Source organism: Acidovorax sp. 22279 (assembly GCF_052045435.1).
Classification (GTDB): Bacteria; Pseudomonadota; Gammaproteobacteria; order Burkholderiales; family Burkholderiaceae_C; genus Acidovorax; species Acidovorax delafieldii.
Window position 1 is genome coordinate 87,011 of record NZ_JBQEOV010000007.1, and the last position, 18,512, is coordinate 105,522.

At 65.9% G+C, this 18,512-nt stretch carries 19 protein-coding genes; 6 read left to right on the top strand and 13 right to left on the bottom strand.

Features of this window, described 5'->3' with window-relative positions; genetic code table 11:
• Positions 1 to 44 precede the first annotated feature (44 nt).
• From coaD to ACTJKQ_RS11020, 4 genes are all read right to left on the bottom strand, one after another.
• A complete protein-coding gene (gene coaD, locus ACTJKQ_RS11005) occupies positions 45 to 551 on the bottom strand; it encodes a pantetheine-phosphate adenylyltransferase (RefSeq protein ID WP_056065946.1) in 507 nt (168 codons plus the stop codon).
• A 120-nt stretch (positions 552 to 671) separates the two neighbouring features.
• Entirely contained in the window at positions 672 to 1,379 is a 708-nt protein-coding gene (gene rsmD / locus ACTJKQ_RS11010) for a 16S rRNA (guanine(966)-N(2))-methyltransferase RsmD (RefSeq protein WP_440596844.1), read from the bottom strand.
• Positions 1,376 to 2,734, bottom strand: coding sequence for a M16 family metallopeptidase (locus ACTJKQ_RS11015; protein ID WP_440596845.1), 1,359 nt, complete (start codon positions 2,732 to 2,734; stop codon positions 1,376 to 1,378). The genes rsmD and ACTJKQ_RS11015 overlap by 4 nt, the downstream gene beginning before the upstream one ends.
• A gap of 22 nt (positions 2,735 to 2,756) precedes the next feature.
• Positions 2,757 to 4,190, bottom strand: a complete 1,434-nt coding sequence (locus tag ACTJKQ_RS11020; protein WP_440596846.1) for a M16 family metallopeptidase — start codon at positions 4,188 to 4,190, stop codon at positions 2,757 to 2,759.
• 28 nt (positions 4,191 to 4,218) lie between these two features.
• On the opposite strand from ACTJKQ_RS11020, the gene ftsY reads away from it, so the two are divergent.
• The 5 genes from ftsY to ACTJKQ_RS11045 all read left to right on the top strand — a co-directional run bounded on the left by ftsY (position 4,219) and on the right by ACTJKQ_RS11045 (position 11,931).
• A complete protein-coding gene (gene ftsY / locus ACTJKQ_RS11025) occupies positions 4,219 to 5,658 on the top strand; it encodes a signal recognition particle-docking protein FtsY (protein ID WP_440596847.1) in 1,440 nt (479 codons plus the stop codon).
• Positions 5,659 to 5,775: 117 nt separating this feature from the next.
• On the top strand, positions 5,776 to 8,424 hold the full coding sequence (locus tag ACTJKQ_RS11030; protein ID WP_440596848.1) for an EAL domain-containing protein: 2,649 nt from the start codon (positions 5,776 to 5,778) through the stop codon (positions 8,422 to 8,424).
• A 133-nt stretch (positions 8,425 to 8,557) separates the two neighbouring features.
• Positions 8,558 to 9,646, top strand: a complete 1,089-nt coding sequence (locus tag ACTJKQ_RS11035; RefSeq protein ID WP_440596849.1) for a hypothetical protein — start codon at positions 8,558 to 8,560, stop codon at positions 9,644 to 9,646.
• Positions 9,647 to 9,833: 187 nt separating this feature from the next.
• A complete protein-coding gene (gene rpoH / locus ACTJKQ_RS11040) occupies positions 9,834 to 10,775 on the top strand; it encodes an RNA polymerase sigma factor RpoH (RefSeq protein ID WP_056065967.1) in 942 nt (313 codons plus the stop codon).
• Between the two features lie 115 nt (positions 10,776 to 10,890).
• Positions 10,891 to 11,931: a Bug family tripartite tricarboxylate transporter substrate binding protein gene (locus tag ACTJKQ_RS11045; RefSeq protein WP_108498682.1), complete on the top strand. Its 1,041-nt coding sequence runs from the start codon at positions 10,891 to 10,893 to the stop codon at positions 11,929 to 11,931.
• A gap of 92 nt (positions 11,932 to 12,023) precedes the next feature.
• Here the strand turns inward: ACTJKQ_RS11045 and ACTJKQ_RS11050 are convergent, their stop codons facing one another.
• From ACTJKQ_RS11050 to ACTJKQ_RS11070, 5 genes are read right to left on the bottom strand one after another with little or no spacing between them, the layout of a single operon-like run.
• Positions 12,024 to 12,638: an SCO family protein gene (locus tag ACTJKQ_RS11050; protein ID WP_288851589.1), complete on the bottom strand. Its 615-nt coding sequence runs from the start codon at positions 12,636 to 12,638 to the stop codon at positions 12,024 to 12,026.
• Positions 12,639 to 12,646: 8 nt separating this feature from the next.
• Positions 12,647 to 13,549, bottom strand: a complete 903-nt coding sequence (cyoE, locus tag ACTJKQ_RS11055; protein WP_116747833.1) for a heme o synthase — start codon at positions 13,547 to 13,549, stop codon at positions 12,647 to 12,649.
• A complete protein-coding gene (locus ACTJKQ_RS11060) occupies positions 13,546 to 14,727 on the bottom strand; it encodes a COX15/CtaA family protein (protein WP_440596850.1) in 1,182 nt (393 codons plus the stop codon). The genes cyoE and ACTJKQ_RS11060 overlap by 4 nt, the downstream gene beginning before the upstream one ends.
• The gene (locus ACTJKQ_RS11065; RefSeq protein ID WP_440596851.1) at positions 14,724 to 15,479 is read right to left on the bottom strand and encodes an SCO family protein; all 756 of its coding nucleotides are present in this window, start codon (positions 15,477 to 15,479) and stop codon (positions 14,724 to 14,726) included. Before ACTJKQ_RS11065 ends, ACTJKQ_RS11060 begins: the two co-directional genes overlap by 4 nt.
• Positions 15,421 to 16,209: an SURF1 family protein gene (locus tag ACTJKQ_RS11070; protein ID WP_440596852.1), complete on the bottom strand. Its 789-nt coding sequence runs from the start codon at positions 16,207 to 16,209 to the stop codon at positions 15,421 to 15,423. Before ACTJKQ_RS11070 ends, ACTJKQ_RS11065 begins: the two co-directional genes overlap by 59 nt.
• A gap of 15 nt (positions 16,210 to 16,224) precedes the next feature.
• Between ACTJKQ_RS11070 and ACTJKQ_RS11075 the strand changes: the two genes are divergently transcribed.
• A complete protein-coding gene (locus ACTJKQ_RS11075; RefSeq protein WP_056065987.1) occupies positions 16,225 to 16,446 on the top strand; it encodes a twin transmembrane helix small protein in 222 nt (73 codons plus the stop codon).
• 124 nt (positions 16,447 to 16,570) lie between these two features.
• Here the strand turns inward: ACTJKQ_RS11075 and ACTJKQ_RS11080 are convergent, their stop codons facing one another.
• The 4 genes from ACTJKQ_RS11080 to ACTJKQ_RS11095 form a co-directional block, all read right to left on the bottom strand.
• Positions 16,571 to 17,452 (bottom strand): cytochrome c oxidase subunit 3, encoded by an 882-nt coding sequence (locus ACTJKQ_RS11080; protein ID WP_056065990.1) that lies wholly within the window; start codon positions 17,450 to 17,452, stop codon positions 16,571 to 16,573.
• 65 nt (positions 17,453 to 17,517) lie between these two features.
• Complete coding sequence (locus ACTJKQ_RS11085; RefSeq protein ID WP_056065993.1) at positions 17,518 to 17,745, bottom strand: DUF2970 domain-containing protein; 228 nt, start codon at positions 17,743 to 17,745, stop codon at positions 17,518 to 17,520.
• Positions 17,742 to 18,377: a cytochrome c oxidase assembly protein gene (locus ACTJKQ_RS11090; protein WP_436074628.1), complete on the bottom strand. Its 636-nt coding sequence runs from the start codon at positions 18,375 to 18,377 to the stop codon at positions 17,742 to 17,744. Before ACTJKQ_RS11090 ends, ACTJKQ_RS11085 begins: the two co-directional genes overlap by 4 nt.
• Before the next feature lie 17 nt (positions 18,378 to 18,394).
• Entirely contained in the window at positions 18,395 to 18,505 is a 111-nt protein-coding gene (locus ACTJKQ_RS11095; RefSeq protein WP_225581085.1) for a cytochrome oxidase small assembly protein, read from the bottom strand.
• Positions 18,506 to 18,512: the final 7 nt, after the last annotated feature.

An 18,512-nucleotide genomic window follows, 5' to 3' on the forward strand; every position in this document is an offset into this window, starting at 1 on the left:
AAGGAGCCACAACCGGGGCTCCTTGTGCGTTCCGGACAGTTTCCTCAGCCGCCCGGCGCCGCCAGGCTGCGCACCTTAACCGCCAGCCGCTCTTCGACGGAGGGCGACACGAACTTGGTCACCTCACCACCCAGCACCGCAATCTCGCGCACAAAGGTGCTGCTGATGAACTGGTACTTGTCGCTGGGGGTCAGGAACACGGTCTCCACCTGCGGCATCAGGCTGCGGTTCATGCCCGCCAGCTGGAACTCGTAGTCAAAATCGGTCACGGCGCGCAGGCCACGCACCATGGCCTTGCCGCCGCGCGACACCACAAAGTCGCGCAGCAGGCCCGAGAAGGGCTCGACCTGCACCTGGGGATACATCTTCACGGCCTCGCGCACCATCTCGATGCGTTCTTCCAGTGAGAACAGGGTCTTCTTGTGGTGGCCCGCCGCCACGGCCACGATCACACGTTCAAACAACTGGGTGGCCCTGCGCACCACGTCTTCATGGCCCAGCGTGATGGGGTCAAAGGTTCCGGGGTACACGGCGAGCACGTTCTGGGCCATGGCTGGTTGTCTCCTGTCTGGCGATTGACGTTGGCCCCGGCCCCCGGGGCGCTCCCCGCAGGGCCCGCCGGGCCGCGTGCGCGCATTATGCAGTGCAGTGCAACATGAACCGGCGTTGGCTCATTCTGTGGTGGCTGCCACGGGGCGCAGCAGGTGCGCATGCACGGCGCCAGCCTTCAGATGCCGGTACACGGCCAGGCCGCTCCCGGCCAGCTCCCCGTCCGTCCAGGCGCGAGGCGCTTCGAGGTAGATAAAGCCCTGGGTGGCCACGGCCTTGGCCGCGGCCTGCAGAGCAGGTGCAAACAGCTCGCCGTCAAAGGGCGGATCGAGCAGCACCAGGTCCACACTGGCGGGCGCGGCCTGCTTGAGGGCGGCCACGCCGTCGCCGCGCTGCACGCGCACGGCGCTGGCTTGCAGCTTCGCCTGCAGCACCTGCAGCTGGGCCACCAGCGCAGCGTCACTCTCCACCAGTTGTACCGACGCGGCGCCGCGCGAAGCGGCCTCGAGCCCCAGCGCACCGGTGCCCGCAAAAGCGTCCAGGCAGCGCCAGCCAGAGAGGTCCTGGCCCAGCCAGTTGAAGAGCGTTTCGCGCACGCGGTCGGGCGTGGGACGCAGGCCGGGGCGCTGGGCCACGGGCAGGCGGGTGCGCTTCCATTGCCCGCCGATGATGCGGATTTCGCCCGCGCCCTTGGGGGTGGCAGCCGCCGCAGCTTTGTCCTTGGCGTTTTTCTTGGTGGCCTTGGGGTCCACAGGGGCCGCAGCGGCTGCGGCCTGGGCCTTGCGGATTTCGGCGGTGATGGCGCTGCCGCGCAGGGTCGATCGGCTCATGGCTGCTTGCCTCCCACCACCACGGTCACCATGCGGCCGGGTTGCAGCTTTTGGGCCATGGCAGTGCGCACATCGGCCACCGTCAGGGCCTCGACCTTTTTGGCCCACTGGTCCAGGTAGTCCAGGGGCAGGTCGTTCCAGGCGATGTTGGCCACGTTGCCCAGCAGCTTCTTGTTGCTGTCGATGCGCAGCGCAAAGCCGCCGATGAGGTTGTCCTTGGCGGCGCGCAGCTCGGCCTCGGTGGGGCCTTCGGCCACAAAGCGGGCGATCACGTCGCGCGAGACCTGCACTGCCTGGGCGGCCTGGTCGGGGCGCGTCTGCAAGCCCACGGTGAAGGCCCCGGCGTGCAGGCCGGGGGCGAAGTAGCTGTAGACGCTGTAGGAGAGGCCGCGCTTTTCGCGCACCTCGTGGGTCAGTCGCGAGACAAAGCCACCGCCGCCAAGGATGTGGTTGCCCACCAGCAGCGCGAGGAAGTCCGGGTCGCGGCGCTGAAAGCCCGGCTGGCCGATAAGCACGTGGGCCTGTGCCGAGGCAAACGGAATGGTCTTCTCGGCAGGTGCCGTCAGCGCCGCCACTTCGCTCACGGGCGGCAGCGGTGCGCAGCCCGCACTGGCAGGCAGGCGCGACAGCAGCGTGGCCACCAGCGTCTGCGCCTGGGCGCGCGATACGGCTCCCACGATGCTGACCTTGGCGCGGCAGGCGGCCACGTACTGTGCGTGAAAGGCCTGCATGTCGGCCACGCTGATGCGGGCCAGCGTCTCTTCGGTGGTACGCACGCCGTAGGGGTGGCTGCCATACACCGCAGCGGCAAACGCATGGTTGGCCACGGTGGCGGGGCGCGTGTTGGCTTCTTTCAGGCTGGCGCTCCAGCGGGCGCGGTCGCGTTGCCAAACGTCGTCAGTCGTCGTGGGCTCGGCAATCTGGCGGGCTGCCAGCCGTGCAGCGCGCTCCAGCAGCGGCGGGTCGGTCAGCGAGCGCAGCACATAGTGCAGCGTGTCGTTGTCGGCATTGGCTTCAAAGCTGGCGCCCAGATCGGCCCAGGCCTCGCCCAGGCCGTTTTCGTCCAGCGCGGGCTCGGCGCTGGCGTCGCGCCCGGCCTTCACGCCCTTGCTGGCCATGGCGGCGACGGCATTGGCCAGGCCGGACTGGCCTGCCGGGTCGCGGCGCGTGCCAGCGTCAAAGTCGATTTGCACGTCCACCATGGGGATGACCGGGCTTTCGACCAGATAGACCTTGGCGCCGCCCGGCTCCGTCCAGTGCTGAATGGGCAGCAGCGCCCAGGCCGAATTGGAGGAAAAAAGGGCGATAGCGCTAGTGCATAAAGCACGGACAGCTATGTTTTTGATAGTAATCATGGGCAGTTTCCGCAGGGCGGGTTCAGCGGATGGCAGCGCCCGGGGGCAGCTGGGGACGGGCGCGGGGGGCGTCCAGGGGCTGGGGCAGCAGCGTGGCCACGGTGAGCTGGTCGTCGCCAAAATACCTGGCAGCCACGGCCTGCACCTGCGCCGGGGTCACGGTGCGCAGCAGGGCCAGCAGGCGCTCGTTGGCGTCCAGCGGAAAGCCCTGCACCCAGTTGCCCCCCAGCTCCTGCGCCTGGCTCATCACCGAGTCGCGCTCGTACACCGTGGAGGCGATCCATTGCGTCTTCACGCGGTTCAGCTCGGCCTCACTCACCCCATCCTTGGCCACACGGGTCACCTCGGCGCGCAGCGCGTCTTCGACCTGCTGGGCGGTCTTGCCCGCAGCGGGCACGCCGCTGAGCATGAACAGGCTGGGGCCGCGCCCGGTAACCATGGCGGAGCTGCTGGCGCTGTCGGCCACGCGGTTGGGCCCCTGGGTCAGTGCGCGATCCAGCCGGGCACCGTCATAGCCATTGAACACGGCCGACAGCACCATCAGCGCGAGGGCGTCGCGGTCTTCGTCGGTGAGGTTGTCCACGCGGTCCAGGCTGGGCGCGCGGAAGGCCAGGGCCACATAGGCCTGCTCTGCCGGGGCCTTGACGGCAATGCGGCGCAGGCCCTTTTGCTCGGGCTCGGTGCGCGGTTTGCGCGCGGGCAGCGCGTGCACGGGCAGGCTGCCGTAATACTTTTCGGCCAGCGCACGCACCTGGGCCACATCCACATCGCCCGCCACCACGACGGCGGCGTTGGTGGGGGTGTACCACTGGCGGTGGAAGGCGCGCACGTCATCGGGCGTCATCGCATCCAGGTCGCTCATCCAGCCCACGATGGGGCGGCGGTAGGGCGACGCATTGAAGGTGGCGGCAAACAATTGTTCGGCCAGCACGGCCCGGGGCTGGTCTTCGGTGCGCAGCCGTCGCTCTTCCTTGACGACCTCGATCTCTTTCTTGAACTCCTCGTCGGGCCAGTGGTTATTGGCAAACCGGTCCGATTCGAGCTTCATCACGTCCTCCAGCCGGTTGGACGGGATCTGCTGGTAGTAGCCCGTGTAGTCGCGGCTGGTGAACGCGTTCTCCCGGCCTCCCAGCGCCGCCACGCGGCGCGAGAACTCGCCTGGCGGCAGGGACTTGGTGCCCTTGAACATCATGTGCTCCAGCGCATGGGCCACGCCCGAGGTGCCGTCCACCTCATCTATCGAGCCCACACGCACCCAGACCATGTGCACCGCCGTCGGGGCGCGGCGGTCGGGCTGCACGATGAGCTGCATGCCGTTTTTGAGCGTGAACTGCTGCGCGCCAGAGGCCGTGGCAGACGGCGTGGTGGAGGGTTGAGACACCGGGGTGGTGGCCGCAAAGGCAGCCCCGGACGAGAGGCAGGCCAGCAGGCCCAGTAGGGTGAAAGCGCGTTTCATAGAATGGGGTGATTCTAAGAACCCGCCAATGTTCAGTTTTTTCAAGAAAAAGCCCGCTCCTTCGCCCGCCCCCACCGATGTGCCCGCCCCGGCCCAGCCGGTAGGCGCACCGGCGCCCACCGTGGTTGCGCCCATAGCGCCCCCCCCCCTGCCCGCCACGCCGCCCGTGGCTACCCTCAACCCGCCAGCGCCCGCTACACCGGCTCCCGTGGCGGCGCCCGCCCCGGCAAGCTTTGGCTGGCTGCGCAACCCGTTTGGCAACAAAGCCCCTGAGCCCGCTGCGCCGCCCCCCGCAGCACCAGCGCCCCTCACTGTGACCCCGCCAGCGCCCGTGGCGATGCCTCCAGTGGCACCGGCCGTCGCACCGACGCCCCCTGCAGCACCGGCAGCACCGGCAGCCACGGCGCCCGCCGCTGCTCCGGTGGTTACAAGCCCTGCATTGCCCCCCGTGGCGCCCCCGATTTCCGTTGCTGCACCTGCGCCGGTTGCACCACCCACACCCGTCACACCACCGCCTGCGCCAGTGGCAGCATCTGCAACCTCGGCTGCGCCCACTGCCCCGGCGCCTGAACGCAAAGGCTGGCTGGACCGCCTCAAGACGGGCCTGCGCAAGACCGGCAGCAGCATTGCCACGGTCTTCACCGGCACCCAGATTGACGACGCGCTGTATGAGGAGCTGGAAGAGGCCCTGCTGATGGCCGACACCGGCGTGAAAGCCACCACACACCTGCTGACGGACCTCAAGCGCCGCGTGAAGGACAGCAAGACCACCGACCCTGCGGCAGTCAAGGGCCTGCTGGCCGACGCGCTGGCCGACCTGCTGCGCCCGCTCGAAAAAGCCCTGGTGATTGGCGAGCACACCCCCACCGTGATCATGGTGGCCGGCGTGAACGGCGCGGGCAAGACCACCTCCATCGGCAAGCTCACCAAGCACCTGGCCGGTGAAGGCGCCGCCGTGCTGCTGGCCGCCGCCGACACCTTCCGCGCCGCTGCCCGCGAGCAGCTGGGCGTGTGGGCCGACCGCAACACGGTCGAGATCGTGAGCCAGGAAGGTGGCGACCCCGCCGCCGTGAGCTTTGATGCCGTGACCGCCGGCAAGGCGCGCGGCAAGGACGTGGTGCTGGTGGACACCGCCGGCCGCCTGCCCACGCAGCTGCACCTGATGGAAGAGCTGAAAAAGATCCGCCGCGTGGTCACCAAGGCCGACGCCACGGCCCCGCACGAGGTGCTGCTGGTGATCGACGGCAACACCGGCCAGAACGCGCTGGCCCAGGTGCGCGCGTTTGACGATGCGCTGCAGCTCACAGGCCTGATCGTCACCAAACTGGACGGCACGGCCAAGGGCGGTGTGCTGGCCGCCATCGCGCAGGAACGCCCCATCCCGGTGTATTTCATCGGTGTGGGCGAAAAGCTCGAAGACCTGGAAACCTTCAACGCCCGCGAATTTGCCCAGGCTTTGCTGAGCTGAGCCTCGCGATCTCCCCTCAACCTTGCGAGCAATGGCCCCATCCGGGGCCATTTACACGTTTACGGATCGCAACGTTTCCTCCATCATGGGCTTTCCCCTCGGAAAGCACGGAGGCCCATGTTCATTGAGCTGGTCAAAGGCGTTGCGCTGCTGCTGGCGCTGTGCTTTCTGCATGGGTTCAACATCCGCGTCTGGCGCCAGCACCCGTGGGTGGGCCAGGCCTTTTCGGGGCTGATCTTCGGCGGGATCTGCGTGGTGGGCATGCTCACCCCGGTGGTGCTGATGCCCGGCGTGATCTTTGACGCACGCTCGGTGGTGCTGAGCATGGCCGGCCTGTTTGGCGGCCCACTGGTAGCGGGCATTGCGGCGCTGATGGCGGCCACCGGGCGCCTGTGGCTGGGGGGCGCGGGTGCCGAGGTGGGGCTGATGGTGATCGTGCTGTGCACGGCCATGGGGCTGGTGTACCGCGAGGGCCGCGCCCGGGGGCGCCTGGGGGTGGAGCCCGTCCCCCTCGCACTGTTCGGGCTGCTGCTGCACACGGCGGTGATCGCGCTGTTTCAGCTGCTGCCCGCCGAGGCCGTGCAGCGCATCAACCAGACGCTGGCCCTGCCCTATCTGCTGACCTTCACCCCCGCCACGGTGGCGCTGGGCCTGCTGCTGCACGATGTGGAGCAACGCATGGCCACCGAGCGTGCGCTCACTGGCACGGCAGCCCGCCTGCATGCCATCACGCAGGCCATCCCCGATGTGCTGCTGGTGCTGGATGCCCAGGGCCGGTATGTGGAGGTGCTGTCCCCCAACGACGCCACCCTGGTCGCCAGCGCCCCCGAGCTGGTAGGTAAACGGCTGCACGATGTGCTGCCCGCCGAGCAGGCAGAACGGTTCATGGGGCTCATCCGGGACACGCTGCAGTCCGGCCAGACCCACAGCGTGGAATACGAGCTGCAGACCCTGTCAGGGCTGCGCCAGTTTGAAGGGCGCACCCAGCCCCTGGGCGTGCAGGTGGGTGGCCAGGCGGCTGTGGTGTTCCTCGCCCGCGACATCACGAAGCGCAAGCAGGCTGAAAGTGCGCTGCGCGAGTCCGAACTGCGCTTTCGCTCGCTGCTGCGCAATATTCCGTCCATCTCGGTGCAAGGCTACCTGCAGGACGGCACCACCAGCTACTGGAACCAGGCGTCCGAGCAGCTGTACGGCTACACGGCCGAAGAAGCCCTGGGCGGCAACCTGCTCGACCTCATCATCCCGCCGCCCATGCGCGACGGCGTGCGGGCACACATGCAGCACATGTTCGCCACCGGCGAGGTGATCCCGGCGGGCGAGCTGCAACTGCAGCGCAAGGACGGCACGCCGGTGCATGTGTTCTCCAGCCATGCCTACATCCAGGTGCCGGGGCACCCGCCCGAGATGTTCTGCATCGACATCGACATCTCGGGCCGCAAGGCCGCCGAGGACGAGGCACGCTACCTGGCGTTCTACGACGCACTCACGCAACTGCCCAACCGCCGCCTGCTGGTGGACCGGCTGCAGCAGGTGCTGGTCAACGGTGCGCGCTCGGGCCTGACCACGGCGGTGCTGTTTGTGGACCTGGACAACTTCAAGACCCTGAACGACACCCGGGGCCATGAGGTGGGCGACCTGCTGCTCAAGGACGTGGCCCAGCGCCTGCGCAGCTGCGTGCGCGAGCAGGACACCGTGGCCCGCCTGGGGGGAGACGAGTTTGTGGTGGTGCTGCAGAACCTGAGCAGCGACGCCCCCGAGGCCGCCGCCCAGGCGCGCACGCTGGGCGAGCTGATCCTGGCGCAGTTGCGCCAGCCGTACGAGCTGGCGGGGCACGAACACCACTTCACCGCCAGCATCGGCGTGACCCTGCTCAATCACCAGCGCGACTCGGTGGACGAGGTGCTCAAGCAGGCCGACATGGCCATGTACCGCGCCAAGGACGCCGGGCGCAACACACTGCGCTTTTTTGACCCCGACATGCAGCAGGCCGTGAACCGCCGCGCCCTGCTGGAAACCGAGCTGCACAACGGCCTGCGGCGCGCGCAATTCCTGCTGCTGTACCAGCCGCAGGTGGACAGCCAGGGGCGCGTGACCGGCGCAGAGGCCCTGGTGCGCTGGCAGCATCCGGTCCAGGGCATGGTGCCGCCGTCGGAGTTCATCCCGCTGGCGGAAGAATCGGGCCTCATCCTGCCACTGGGCCACTGGGTCATGGAAACCGCACTGCGCCAGCAGGCCCGCTGGCAACAAGACCCGCAGTTTGCGCAGCTGAGCCTTGCCATCAACGTGAGCGCGCGCCAGTTCCTGCAAGACGACTTTGTGGCCCAGGTGCTGGCGCTGGTGCAGCAGACCGGCGCCAACCCCGCGCAGATCAAACTGGAGCTGACCGAAAGCCTGCTGCTGGACAACGTGGACAGCGTGATCGCCACCATGCGCGCCCTCAAGGCCCATGGCCTGGGGTTTTCGCTGGACGACTTTGGCACGGGCTACTCGTCGCTCAGCTACCTCAAGCGCCTGCCACTGGACCAGATCAAGATCGACCAGGGCTTTGTGCGCGACGTGCTGCTGGACGCCAGCGACGCGGCCATCGCCCGCTCCATCATCGCGCTGGCAGGCAGCCTGGGCCTGTCCGTGATCGCCGAGGGGGTGGAGACCACCGCCCACTACCAATTTCTTTTGGCCCATGGCTGCCAGGCTTTCCAGGGCTACCTGTTTGGCCGCCCGCTGACGCTCGAAGACTTTGAAAGCCGGGTGCGGCAAGAGGTGTAGCTGGGGGGCGGAGACTGCCACCACGCCAGCCATCGGGTACCCGGTGAAAGGAAACAAGAAAAAGGGCAAGGCAACATTCAAGTTCTCTTTCCGTGGCGTCGATATCTCTGTGTGGAAGCCCTGGAGGTGTCCCATGAAGATTGAATCGTCCGCCCTGCAGATGCAGGCCCAGCACGTTGCCAGCCGCGTGCACACCCAAAGCAGCCGCTTTGAAGCCTGGGTCGGCGAGCGCCGCCCCACCAGCGCCCCTGGCCTTACCCGAGCAAGCCCGGCCGTACAAATTTCCAGCGCTGCACGCGTGGCCAGCGCCGCCCAGGAGGCCATCGACCCCACCAATGCTGCAGATGCCGCGCCCGGCAGCAGCCCCAGCGACGGCCTGACACCCCAGCTGGCCATGATCCGCGACCTGATTGCCCGCATGACGGGCGTGCAGGTGCGGGTGTACACCGGCCAGACGGAACCCGCACCCTCCCCACCCGCCACACCCACCAGCCGCCTCGACACGACGCCGACCGCCGATGCAGGCCGTCCCCGTGCCGGGTGGGGCCTGCTGGTGGAGCAGCGCGAAGTGGTCGTAGAAACCGAAAGCACCCAGTTCGCCGCCCAGGGCACCGTGCGCACCGCCGACGGGCAGGAAATCCGCTTCAGCCTGCAGCTGGATATGCAGCGCAGCTACCGCCAGGAATCATCGTTCAGCCTGCGCCTGGGCGACGCTGTGGCGGTAGACCCGCTGGTCATCAACTTCGACGGCTCGGCCGCGCAGTTGCAGGACCTGCGCTTTGCGTTCGACCTGGACAGCGACGGCCAGACCGACAACGTGCCCCTGCTCTCAGGCAACCGAGGCTACCTGGCCCTGGACCTGAACCACAACAGCCGCATCGACAACGGCCGGGAGCTGTTCGGCCCCGGCACCGGCAACGGCTTTGCCGAACTGGCCGCCTATGACAGCGACGGCAACGGCTGGATTGACGAGGCGGACCCGGTCTTTCAGCAGCTGCAGGTATGGACCCCGTCGGCGGATGGCGCCGAGGGCGCCGGCAGCCTGCGCACCTTGGCCGACGTGGGCGTGGGCGTGGGCGCACTCTCCACCAACGCCATCGCCACCCCTTTTGCCCTGCGCACCGCCGACAACGCCAGCCTGGGCACCGTGCGCTCCACCAGCGTCTACCTGCGAGAAAACGGCAGCGTGGGCACAGTGCAGCAGGTGGATCTGACCGTCTGACGGTATTGCAGCGCCAGCCCGTTACTATAATTTTTATAGCTTCACAGGCATGAAACACTGGCGCTTGATGGCAATTTAACTTAAAAAAAGTCCAACGGTATCAATGAGCAACCCGACGGGAACTCCGGGCTTAGCACTCAATCAGAGAGAGTGCTAATATCATGGCTTAGAGGAAAGGATTCCCGGAATGAACATTCAATCTGGAACCGCGACGATGTCTCTGGCGCCCGCCAATCCCTGGGCGCTGGTGCCCCCCTTGGGCAATCTGGACGCCTACATTTCGGCCGTCAACCGCCTGCCGCTGCTCACGCACGAAGAAGAGCAGACCTACGCACGCCAGCTCAAGGACAACAACGATCTGGACGCCGCCGGCCGGCTGGTGATGTCGCACCTGCGCCTCGTGGTTTCGATTGCACGCCAGTACCTGGGCTACGGACTGCCCCATGGCGACCTGATCCAGGAAGGCAATGTGGGCCTGATGAAGGCCGTCAAGCGCTTCGACCCCGACCAGGGCGTACGCCTGGTGAGCTACGCCATGCACTGGATCAAGGCCGAGATCCACGAATACATCCTGAAGAACTGGCGCATGGTCAAGGTGGCGACCACCAAAGCGCAGCGCAAGCTGTTCTTCAACCTGCGCTCCATGAAGCAGGGCTTCAAGGCCGATGCCTCAGCCGCCGATGCCGCCACGCACCGCGACACCCTGTCGGACCATGAGATCGACGCCGTGGCCGCGCAGCTCAATGTGAAGCGCGAAGAAGTCATCGAAATGGAAACCCGCATGGCGGGTGGCGACGTATTGCTGGACCCGGCCCCCGCCGACGATGGCGAGCAGGCGTTTGGCCCCATTGCCTACCTGGCCGATGCATCGCACGAACCCACGGCCATGATCGAGTCGCGCCAACGCGACGCCCTGGCTACCGACGGCATTGCCAACGCACTGGCCAGCCTGGACGACCGCAGCCGCCGCATCGTGGAAGAGCGCTGGCTCAAAGTCAATGACGACGGCAGCGGCGGCATGACGCTGCACGACCTGGCGGCGGTGTACGGCGTGAGCGCCGAGCGCATTCGCCAGATCGAAGTGGCTGCCATGAAGAAGATGAAAAAGGCCCTGGCCGAATACGCCTGACCGGTCCGGGCAGCGGGGTTAATATCCCCGGCTGCAGAAGTTGCCTCGCGGGGCCCCAGTTCTGGGGCCCCGCGTCGTTTAGGCCCCCGAATATTCTTCAAGGAGATTGCACCCCATGCCCTCACGTCCCGCCTTTCCTGGCCGTGTTTCCCGCCGTGCTTCGCTGTTGATCGCGCTGGCCGCCGCATCCCCCTGGGCCCTGGCGCAAAGCGCCGGCAAGGCTGCTGCCACTGCGCCCGCGCCGCTGGCCTGGCCCACCAAGCCGCTGAAGATCATCGTGGGCTTTCCAGCGGGATCGTCGCCAGACCTGACGGCACGCACGTTCTCGGAACCTCTGTCCAAGGCCCTGGGCCAGCCCGTGATTGTGGACAACAAGGTGGGCGCAGGCGGCAACATTGGCGCCGACGCAGTGGCCAAGGCCCGTGACGATCACACCATCGGGCTGATGATCAACGGCAACATGACGATTGCCAAGCTGCTGAACCCGGCGGTTCCGTATGACCCGATCAAGGACCTGGCACCGCTGAGCCTGATCGGCACCTCACCGCTGATTCTGACTGCACCCGTCAACCAGCCCGGCGTGGCCGCCAACAGCAGTGCCCGCGACTTCTTCGTGGCAGCACGCAATGGTGGTGACAAGTGGAGCTACGGCACGCCGGGCGTGGGCACGGTGGGCCACATCGGCACCGAGCTGCTCAAGGCGCGCAGCAACATCAACCCCGTGCATGTGCCCTACCCTGGCTATCCGCAGGTGGCCAACGCGATGCTGGGCGGCCAGCTGCAGATGGCGCTGCTGCCCCCGGCGCTGGCGCAAGCCCAGGTGCGTGCGGGCAAGCTGCGCGCAATCGGCGTGACCTCCTCCGGGCGCAGCCCGCTGGCACCCGAGGTGCCGAGCCTGGCCGAGGCAGGCATCAGCAACTTTAACCTGGAGATCTGGAACGCCTTCGCAGCGCCTTCCACCATGCCCAAGCCCATCCAGGCCAAGCTGGCCGCGCTGATCAGCGAGATCGCCCGCAGCGAAGACGTGCGCAGCAAGCTATTTCAGCAAGGGTGGCAGACCGTGGGTTCGTCGCCCGAAGGCCTGGCCAACCGCATCAAGGCCGACACCAATCTGCTGGGCGGCGTGATTGCGATGCGGGGCATCAAGGCCGAATAAGGCCCAAGAGCATCAACTCATGCGGGGCTGCACAGTGCCTCGCATAACGGCGACCTGGCACAGGCCCCGGGTCACTCAGGGGCTGGGGGGGCTCAGCCCCCGGCCTCGGCCAACAACACCTTCACATCGGCCGCCAGGGCCTGTGCGCCGCTGCCATAGCGGTTGTAGACCCGCAGGCGCCCTGCGGGGTCGTACACGTAGCTACCTGCAGAGTGGTCCATGGTGTAGCTGGTGGGCGTCTTGCCATCGACTTTCTTGTAATAGATCTTGAAGTCCTTGGCGACGGCGGCCAGCTGCTCGGGTGTGCCATGCAGCGCCAAGAAGCTCGGGTCGAAATTGGCCATGTAGGCCTTGAGCACTTCGGGCGTGTCGCGCTCCGGGTCCACCGTCACAAAAATGCCCTGCAGACGGCCTGCGTCCTTGCCCAGCATCTGCTTGACCTCGGCCAGCTCCTGCATCGACGTGGGACACACGTCGGGGCACTGGGTGTAGCCGAAGAACACCACCACCACCTTGCCGGCAAAGTCCTTGATGTGGCGTGGCTGGCCATTGTGGTCGGTCAGCGGAATGTCGCGGGCGTACTCAGCGCCGGTGACGTCCACGCCCCGGAATTCGGCCTTTTTCTCGGAACATGCACCCAGGAGGCCTGTAGCGCATATGGATATTGCACCAGCCGCTATCAATTGAAGAGCGTTTCGTTTCTGCATGGAGATCATCACAGCACATAGTGGTCCACCAGCAGTGCAGCAAACAGCACGCTCAGGTGGATAAGGGAGAAGCGGAAGGTCTTGCGGGCCAGAGCGTCCGAATAATTGCGCCACAGCGCGAACGCGTACCCGCAGAAACCCAGACTGAGGAGCACGGCGGCAATCAGATAGATCCAGGAACTCATGCCGTAGATGAAGGGCATCATGCACCCGGCCAGCAGGATCAGCGTGTACAAGAAAACTTGCAACCGCGTGAACTCGTTGCCGTGCGTGACCGGCAGCATGGGCAGGCCAGACTTGCGGTAGTCCTCCACCCGGTACAGGGCCAACGCCCAGAAATGCGGTGGCGTCCACAAAAAGATGATGAGGAAGAGGATAAGTGCCTCGGGCCCCACATCGTTGGTCATGGCCGCCCAACCCAGCACCGGCGGCATGGCCCCCGAGGCGCCGCCAATGACGATGTTCTGGGGCGTCAAGGGCTTGAGGATCACGGTGTAGACCACCGCGTAACCCACAAAGGTGGCAAAGGTGAGCCACATGGTCAGCGGGTTGATCCAGACGTACAGCAGCACGGAGCCTGCGGCACAGAGTACAGCCGAGAACAGCAGGGTCTGCGCGTTGGACAGCTCGCCCTTGGCCGTGGGCCGCCAGGCGGTACGCTTCATCTTGGCGTCAATGCCTTGCTCGACGATGCAATTGAACGCGGCTGCAGCACCCGCCACCAGCCACACGCCCAGGCAGGCCAGCGCCATGTGGCCCAGTTGTGCAGCGTTGGGCAGGCCGGGCACGGCCAGCACCATGCCGATCAGTGCACAAAAGACGATGAGCTGTACCACGCGGGGCTTGGTCAGCGCATAAAACTGCTGGAACCGCGAGGGCGGCGCAGCAACGGCGGAGGGGGCAACACTCATGCAGATACTCTCGATGCGCCCGTGGGCGCGGAAAACTCTCGGGGCGCGGGCGCTGCGCGGCTGGACACCAGGGCCCAGGTCAATACCACCACCAAAGCTGCGGCACCGCCGGTATGCAGCACCGCCGCCACCAGGGGCCAGTCCAGCACCACGTTGGACAAACCCGTCACCAGTTGCAGCAAGGCCAGCCCGCCGATCCACCGCGCCTGCGTGGGCAACACGCCACTGCGGTGAAAGCGCCAGGCCACCAGGCCCAGCGCCAGCAGCACCACATAGGCCATCAGGCGGTGCACGTAGTGAATGGCGGTGAGCGCTGCAAAGCTGATGTGACTGCCGTCTTGCAACAGGCCCAGCTTGCGCCAGATCTGGAAGCCTTGCGCAAAGTCCATGGCGGGCCACCAGCTGCCCTGGCAGGTGGGGAAGGTAGTGCATGCCAGCACCGCGTAGTTGGTGCTGACCCAGCCCCCCAGCACCACCTGCAGGGCCAGCAGCAGCGCGGTCACCGCCAGCCCCCAGCGCAGCGCGGGGGACAGGGCCACCGGTGAGCGCCCCTGGGCACTGTGGGTGTGTCGTACCGCCTGCACACACAACAGGGCCAGCAGCACCAGGCCACCGATCAGGTGCAGGGTGACGATGGCGGGAAAGAGCTTCATGGTCACCGTGAGCGCGCCAAACGCACCCTGCAGGCACACCCACAACAAGGTCACTGTAGGCCACCAGGGACTGAGCGGAGGCGCCTGCCCGCCATCGCGCTGGGCGCGCCGCAGCTGCACCCACGAGGAGACAGTGATGACAATGATCAGCACCCCCACCCCCGTGGCGAGATACCGGTGGATCATCTCGATCCAGGCCTTGCCGTGGGTCACCGGGCCGGTGGGCATGGCCTGCTGGGCGGCTGAAATCTCAGCGCGGGCGCCCACCGGGCTGGCACTGCCATAGCAGCCGGGCCAGTCGGGACAACCGAGGCCCGAGTCGGTCAGGCGCGTGAAAGCGCCAAACAGCACCAGATCAAACGTGAGAAACAGCGTGAGCACCGTGAGCGCCTGCAGGCGCCGCATGGGAGAGCTGCGGCGGTTACGCGCCCACACCCAGACCAGCGGCCCCAGGGCGATCACCAGGCCGAGCAGCATCAGCTCGAGCGCTGGAGCCAGGTCGTACAGCGGTTGGGTATCGGTCATGGCTTGACCGGCCGCCCCGGCTCGTCCCACGAAGAAGAAGCGCGCAGCAGACGCTCCAGGTCACGCTTGGCCTTGGCGGCGCCACCGGTGTCCATGGCGGCCGGAAAACGCATCATCCAGTTGCCCATCGGGTCCACCACGTAGAGGTGGTCCGCCAGCTGCTGGCCCGGGGCAGGCTCCAGCCAGGCCTTGAGCGCGCCCGGGTCCACCCGCAACACGGTGGCCTGTTGCAGGGCGGGCGTGAGGGCGACCGGAGGCAAAGCGTTGTCGTTGATCAGCCAGACCCAGTCCACACGGTCCTTTTCCTTGCCCAGGCTCTCGCGCAGCTGGCGCTGCAGGTACAGGTGCTTCTGGCAGGCCGGATCACAGTCGCCCCCCGCCACGCTCACCAGCAACCATTGGCCTTTGAGGGACTCCAGCCGGGCAGGTCCCCCATCGAGCGTGGAGGCTGTGAGCTCAGGCACCGTGCGCTGGGGATTGATCAACTCGCCGTAATTGCGCCGCCCCTCCGGGCGGATCACGTAGTAAGTGAAGTACGAGGCAACCACCGGCGCCGCGCAGATCAGCAGCACGCCCAGCATCTTCCAGCGCCCATGGCGCGCACGCTGCACGGTGGCGACCGCGTCCCCCGCCTCAGGCAAGGTGTGCACGGTCAGCCCCAGCGGGTGCTCCGCGCGGGCACCCGCCTGTGAATCAGGCGGCAGGCTGGCTGCGCGGGCGAATGAACCGTCGGACGATTTGGAACCAGACATAAAGGAGTGCTATCAGGCCGCAGAGCCCGAACCATTGAAATGCGTAACCGTAGTGTTTTTCGACGCCTGCGCCGACCACAGGCCAGTCGCGTTGCAGGCCATCACCCGCGTCGCCTGCCGGGCCTGTCTGCAACACCGTAAGGGGGGCGAGCGCCAGACCGGTTTCGGTACGGAACGCTGCCAAGTCGAGATTTTGCCGGATGCGGGAAGACCCCTGTGCGCTATTGCCCCCTTGGAACTCATACAGCCGCGAGGGCGCCAGGGCCACGCGGCCTTGAACGCGCACCTCGGTATCAGCCGGCGTGGTCACGGAAGGCAGCTGGGTGCGGTCCTGAAAATTGCGCCCCACCCATCCGCGCTGCACCAGCACCACCCCAGCACCCCCGCCAGAAAGCTGCAGTGGCGTGAGCACAAAAAACCCAGGGCGCCCCTGCATCTGCCGATTGTCCAGATATACCGTGTGCTCAGGCCACCAGCGCCCCTGCAGCACCACAGCACGGTGTACGAGGGCCTGTTGCGCCTCGGGTGTCTGGTTAGTCAGGTCTGTCAGCGTGCGTCCATCAATGGCCGGCAAGGTGGCGCGCGCATCCAGCATCGCCTGCAGCGATTCTTTCTGGGCGGCTCGCGACAATTGCCAGCGCCCCAAAGAGGCGGTGACCAGCATGCCCACCACGGCAGCCAGGGTAATGAGCCAAAAACGCAGGTCCACAGGACGGCGAAGGGGGGTCACAGGATAATGCGCTCCATGAAATACCTCGTAGTGCTGGCGTTCCTCGCCATTTTGGCCAGCCTGGCATCGGCCCTGTTCTTCATGATGCGCAATGGGCGCGACGACAAGAGCAAGGGCAACCACATGGCCAAAGCGCTGGCGGTGCGTGTCGGGCTGTCCATCGTTCTGTTTTTGTGCATTCTGGTGGCCTGGCAGCTGGGATATATCCAGCCCACCGGCCTGCCCGCCACCCGTTGACCTGAGGGCTTGGTCCGCAGCCTGGGAGGCTTGGGCCCATCACAGTCCACCACTGGCCAGCACGCAGAGGGTGGAACAAAAAAAGCGCCGCGAGGCGCTTTTTTTGATGGCGTCCGGGTCTGACTTACATCCAGTAGACCAGCACGTACAGGCCCAGCCACACCACGTCCACAAAGTGCCAGTACCAGGCAGCCCCTTCAAAGCCAAAGTGCTTGTCGGCCGTGAAGTGGCCCTTTTGCAGGCGCAGCGTAATCACCAGCAGCATCAGCATGCCCAGGAACACGTGGAAGCCGTGGAACCCGGTAAGCATGAAGAACGTGGAGCCGAACACACCCGAGCTGAGCTTGAGGTTCAGGTCGGTGTACAGGTGGTAGTACTCGTATCCTTGCACCAGCAGGAACACGAAACCCAGCAGCACCGTGGCCCACATGAAGCCGATGGTCTTGCCACGCTGGTTTTCACGCAGGGCGTGGTGGGCAATGGTCAGCGTCACGCCGGAGGTCAGCAGCAGCGCTGTGTTGATCGTGGGCAGCCAGAAGGGGCCCACCGTCTGGAAGGGCTCGATGATGCCGGCCGGCGAAGCGGTGGCGCCAGCGGCGAGGCTGGGCCAGACGGCCTTGAAATCGGGCCAGAGCAGCGCATTATCCAGGCTGCCCAATGCAGGCACCGAGTGCGAGCGTGCCCACCACAGGGCTGTGAAGAACGCGCCGAAGAACATCACCTCGGAGAAGATGAACCAGCTCATGCTCCAGCGGTACGACAGATCGATCTTGTGACCATACAGGCCACCTTCGCTCTCACGCACCGCGTCGCCGAACCACTGGTACAGCGTGAACAGCCACCACACCAGCCCCACGGCCAGAGAATATTTACCCCAGTCGTGGCCATTGATCCACTGGCCTGCGCCGAGGATCACAAAGAACAGACCGGCCGCAGCCATCACCGGGTGGCGGGACTCGGCGGGCACATAGTAGTACGGGGTTCCGCCGTGGGTTGATGCACTCATTTCAGCTCCTGATTCTCAAAATCTTTGTTTTCAGTATTTGTTCGCACGAACCAGCCAACACACACTCACACAATCCAGTTCACTAGCCCGATCAGACCAATGACGAGCAAGAAAACCGCGATCAATCCCACCACGATGATGTGAATCGGATTGAGCTTTTCGACATCTTGCTGGTACTCGCTGCCTTTGCGCAAGCCAATCAGCGACCATGCCACTGCACGCACTGTGCGCAGCAACGAGCCCTTGCGTTGCGAGGGCTTGACGTCTGCCGATGGCTCCAGGGGCGCACTCATGACCCGGCTCCTTGCATGCCTACAGAGCTGGGCGCGGGCAGCACCACCGCCGCCGTCGATTCGGGAGCTGCCGGTGTCTTGCCGCCCACCTCGAAGAAGGTGTACGACAGCGTGATCGTGGTGACGTCTTTGGACAATTTCGGATCAATCACGAACGCCACGGGCCAGGTTTTCTTTTCACCCGGCTCCAGGGTGTACTGGTTGAAGCAAAAACATTCCAGCTTGTTGAAATGCGCAGCGGCCTGCCGGGGCGCGTAACTGGGAATGGCCTGAGCGGCCATGCGACGGTTCTGCACGTTCTGGAACTCGTACATCACCGTCGTCAGTTCACCAGGGTGCACCTGCACAGAACGCTGCGCTGGCTTGAAGTCCCAGGGACCGCGCGAGTTCGCGTCGAACTCCACGGTGATGGTGCGCGACTTGTCCACCTGGGTGTTGGCGGGTACGCGTACATCCTTGCCAGCCACACCGTTGCCAGGCACCTGCCGCTCGGACAGCGACAGGATGTTGATGCCCGTCATCTCACAGATGTGCTTGTAGATCGGGATCAGCACGTAGCCGAAGGCGAACATGCCAGCCGCAATCACGACCAGCTTGCCGACCATCTTGGCGTTTTCGCGGTGCAGGCTCATGGGGTGGGCCAGTGGCTTCAGCGGGACAGCAACACCACCTTGACCATGAACCCGACAAAGAACACCACCGCCACGGACGCCAGAATCAGCGCCAGCCGCAGGTTGCTCTTTTTTTGCTCGGGGGTCATGGACATG

Coding starts and splice junctions, on each gene's coding strand:
- coaD (WP_056065946.1), bottom strand. CDS start 551: ATGGCCCAGAACGTGCTCGCCGTGTACCCCGGAACCTTTGACCCCATC.
- rsmD (WP_440596844.1), bottom strand. CDS start 1,379: ATGAGCCGATCGACCCTGCGCGGCAGCGCCATCACCGCCGAAATCCGC.
- ACTJKQ_RS11015 (WP_440596845.1), bottom strand. CDS start 2,734: ATGATTACTATCAAAAACATAGCTGTCCGTGCTTTATGCACTAGCGCT.
- ACTJKQ_RS11020 (WP_440596846.1), bottom strand. CDS start 4,190: ATGAAACGCGCTTTCACCCTACTGGGCCTGCTGGCCTGCCTCTCGTCC.
- ftsY (WP_440596847.1), top strand. CDS start 4,219: ATGTTCAGTTTTTTCAAGAAAAAGCCCGCTCCTTCGCCCGCCCCCACC.
- ACTJKQ_RS11030 (WP_440596848.1), top strand. CDS start 5,776: ATGTTCATTGAGCTGGTCAAAGGCGTTGCGCTGCTGCTGGCGCTGTGC.
- ACTJKQ_RS11035 (WP_440596849.1), top strand. CDS start 8,558: ATGAAGATTGAATCGTCCGCCCTGCAGATGCAGGCCCAGCACGTTGCC.
- rpoH (WP_056065967.1), top strand. CDS start 9,834: ATGAACATTCAATCTGGAACCGCGACGATGTCTCTGGCGCCCGCCAAT.
- ACTJKQ_RS11045 (WP_108498682.1), top strand. CDS start 10,891: ATGCCCTCACGTCCCGCCTTTCCTGGCCGTGTTTCCCGCCGTGCTTCG.
- ACTJKQ_RS11050 (WP_288851589.1), bottom strand. CDS start 12,638: ATGCAGAAACGAAACGCTCTTCAATTGATAGCGGCTGGTGCAATATCC.
- cyoE (WP_116747833.1), bottom strand. CDS start 13,549: ATGAGTGTTGCCCCCTCCGCCGTTGCTGCGCCGCCCTCGCGGTTCCAG.
- ACTJKQ_RS11060 (WP_440596850.1), bottom strand. CDS start 14,727: ATGACCGATACCCAACCGCTGTACGACCTGGCTCCAGCGCTCGAGCTG.
- ACTJKQ_RS11065 (WP_440596851.1), bottom strand. CDS start 15,479: ATGTCTGGTTCCAAATCGTCCGACGGTTCATTCGCCCGCGCAGCCAGC.
- ACTJKQ_RS11075 (WP_056065987.1), top strand. CDS start 16,225: ATGAAATACCTCGTAGTGCTGGCGTTCCTCGCCATTTTGGCCAGCCTG.
- ACTJKQ_RS11080 (WP_056065990.1), bottom strand. CDS start 17,452: ATGAGTGCATCAACCCACGGCGGAACCCCGTACTACTATGTGCCCGCC.
- ACTJKQ_RS11085 (WP_056065993.1), bottom strand. CDS start 17,745: ATGAGTGCGCCCCTGGAGCCATCGGCAGACGTCAAGCCCTCGCAACGC.
- ACTJKQ_RS11090 (WP_436074628.1), bottom strand. CDS start 18,377: ATGAGCCTGCACCGCGAAAACGCCAAGATGGTCGGCAAGCTGGTCGTG.
- ACTJKQ_RS11095 (WP_225581085.1), bottom strand. CDS start 18,505: ATGACCCCCGAGCAAAAAAAGAGCAACCTGCGGCTGGCGCTGATTCTG.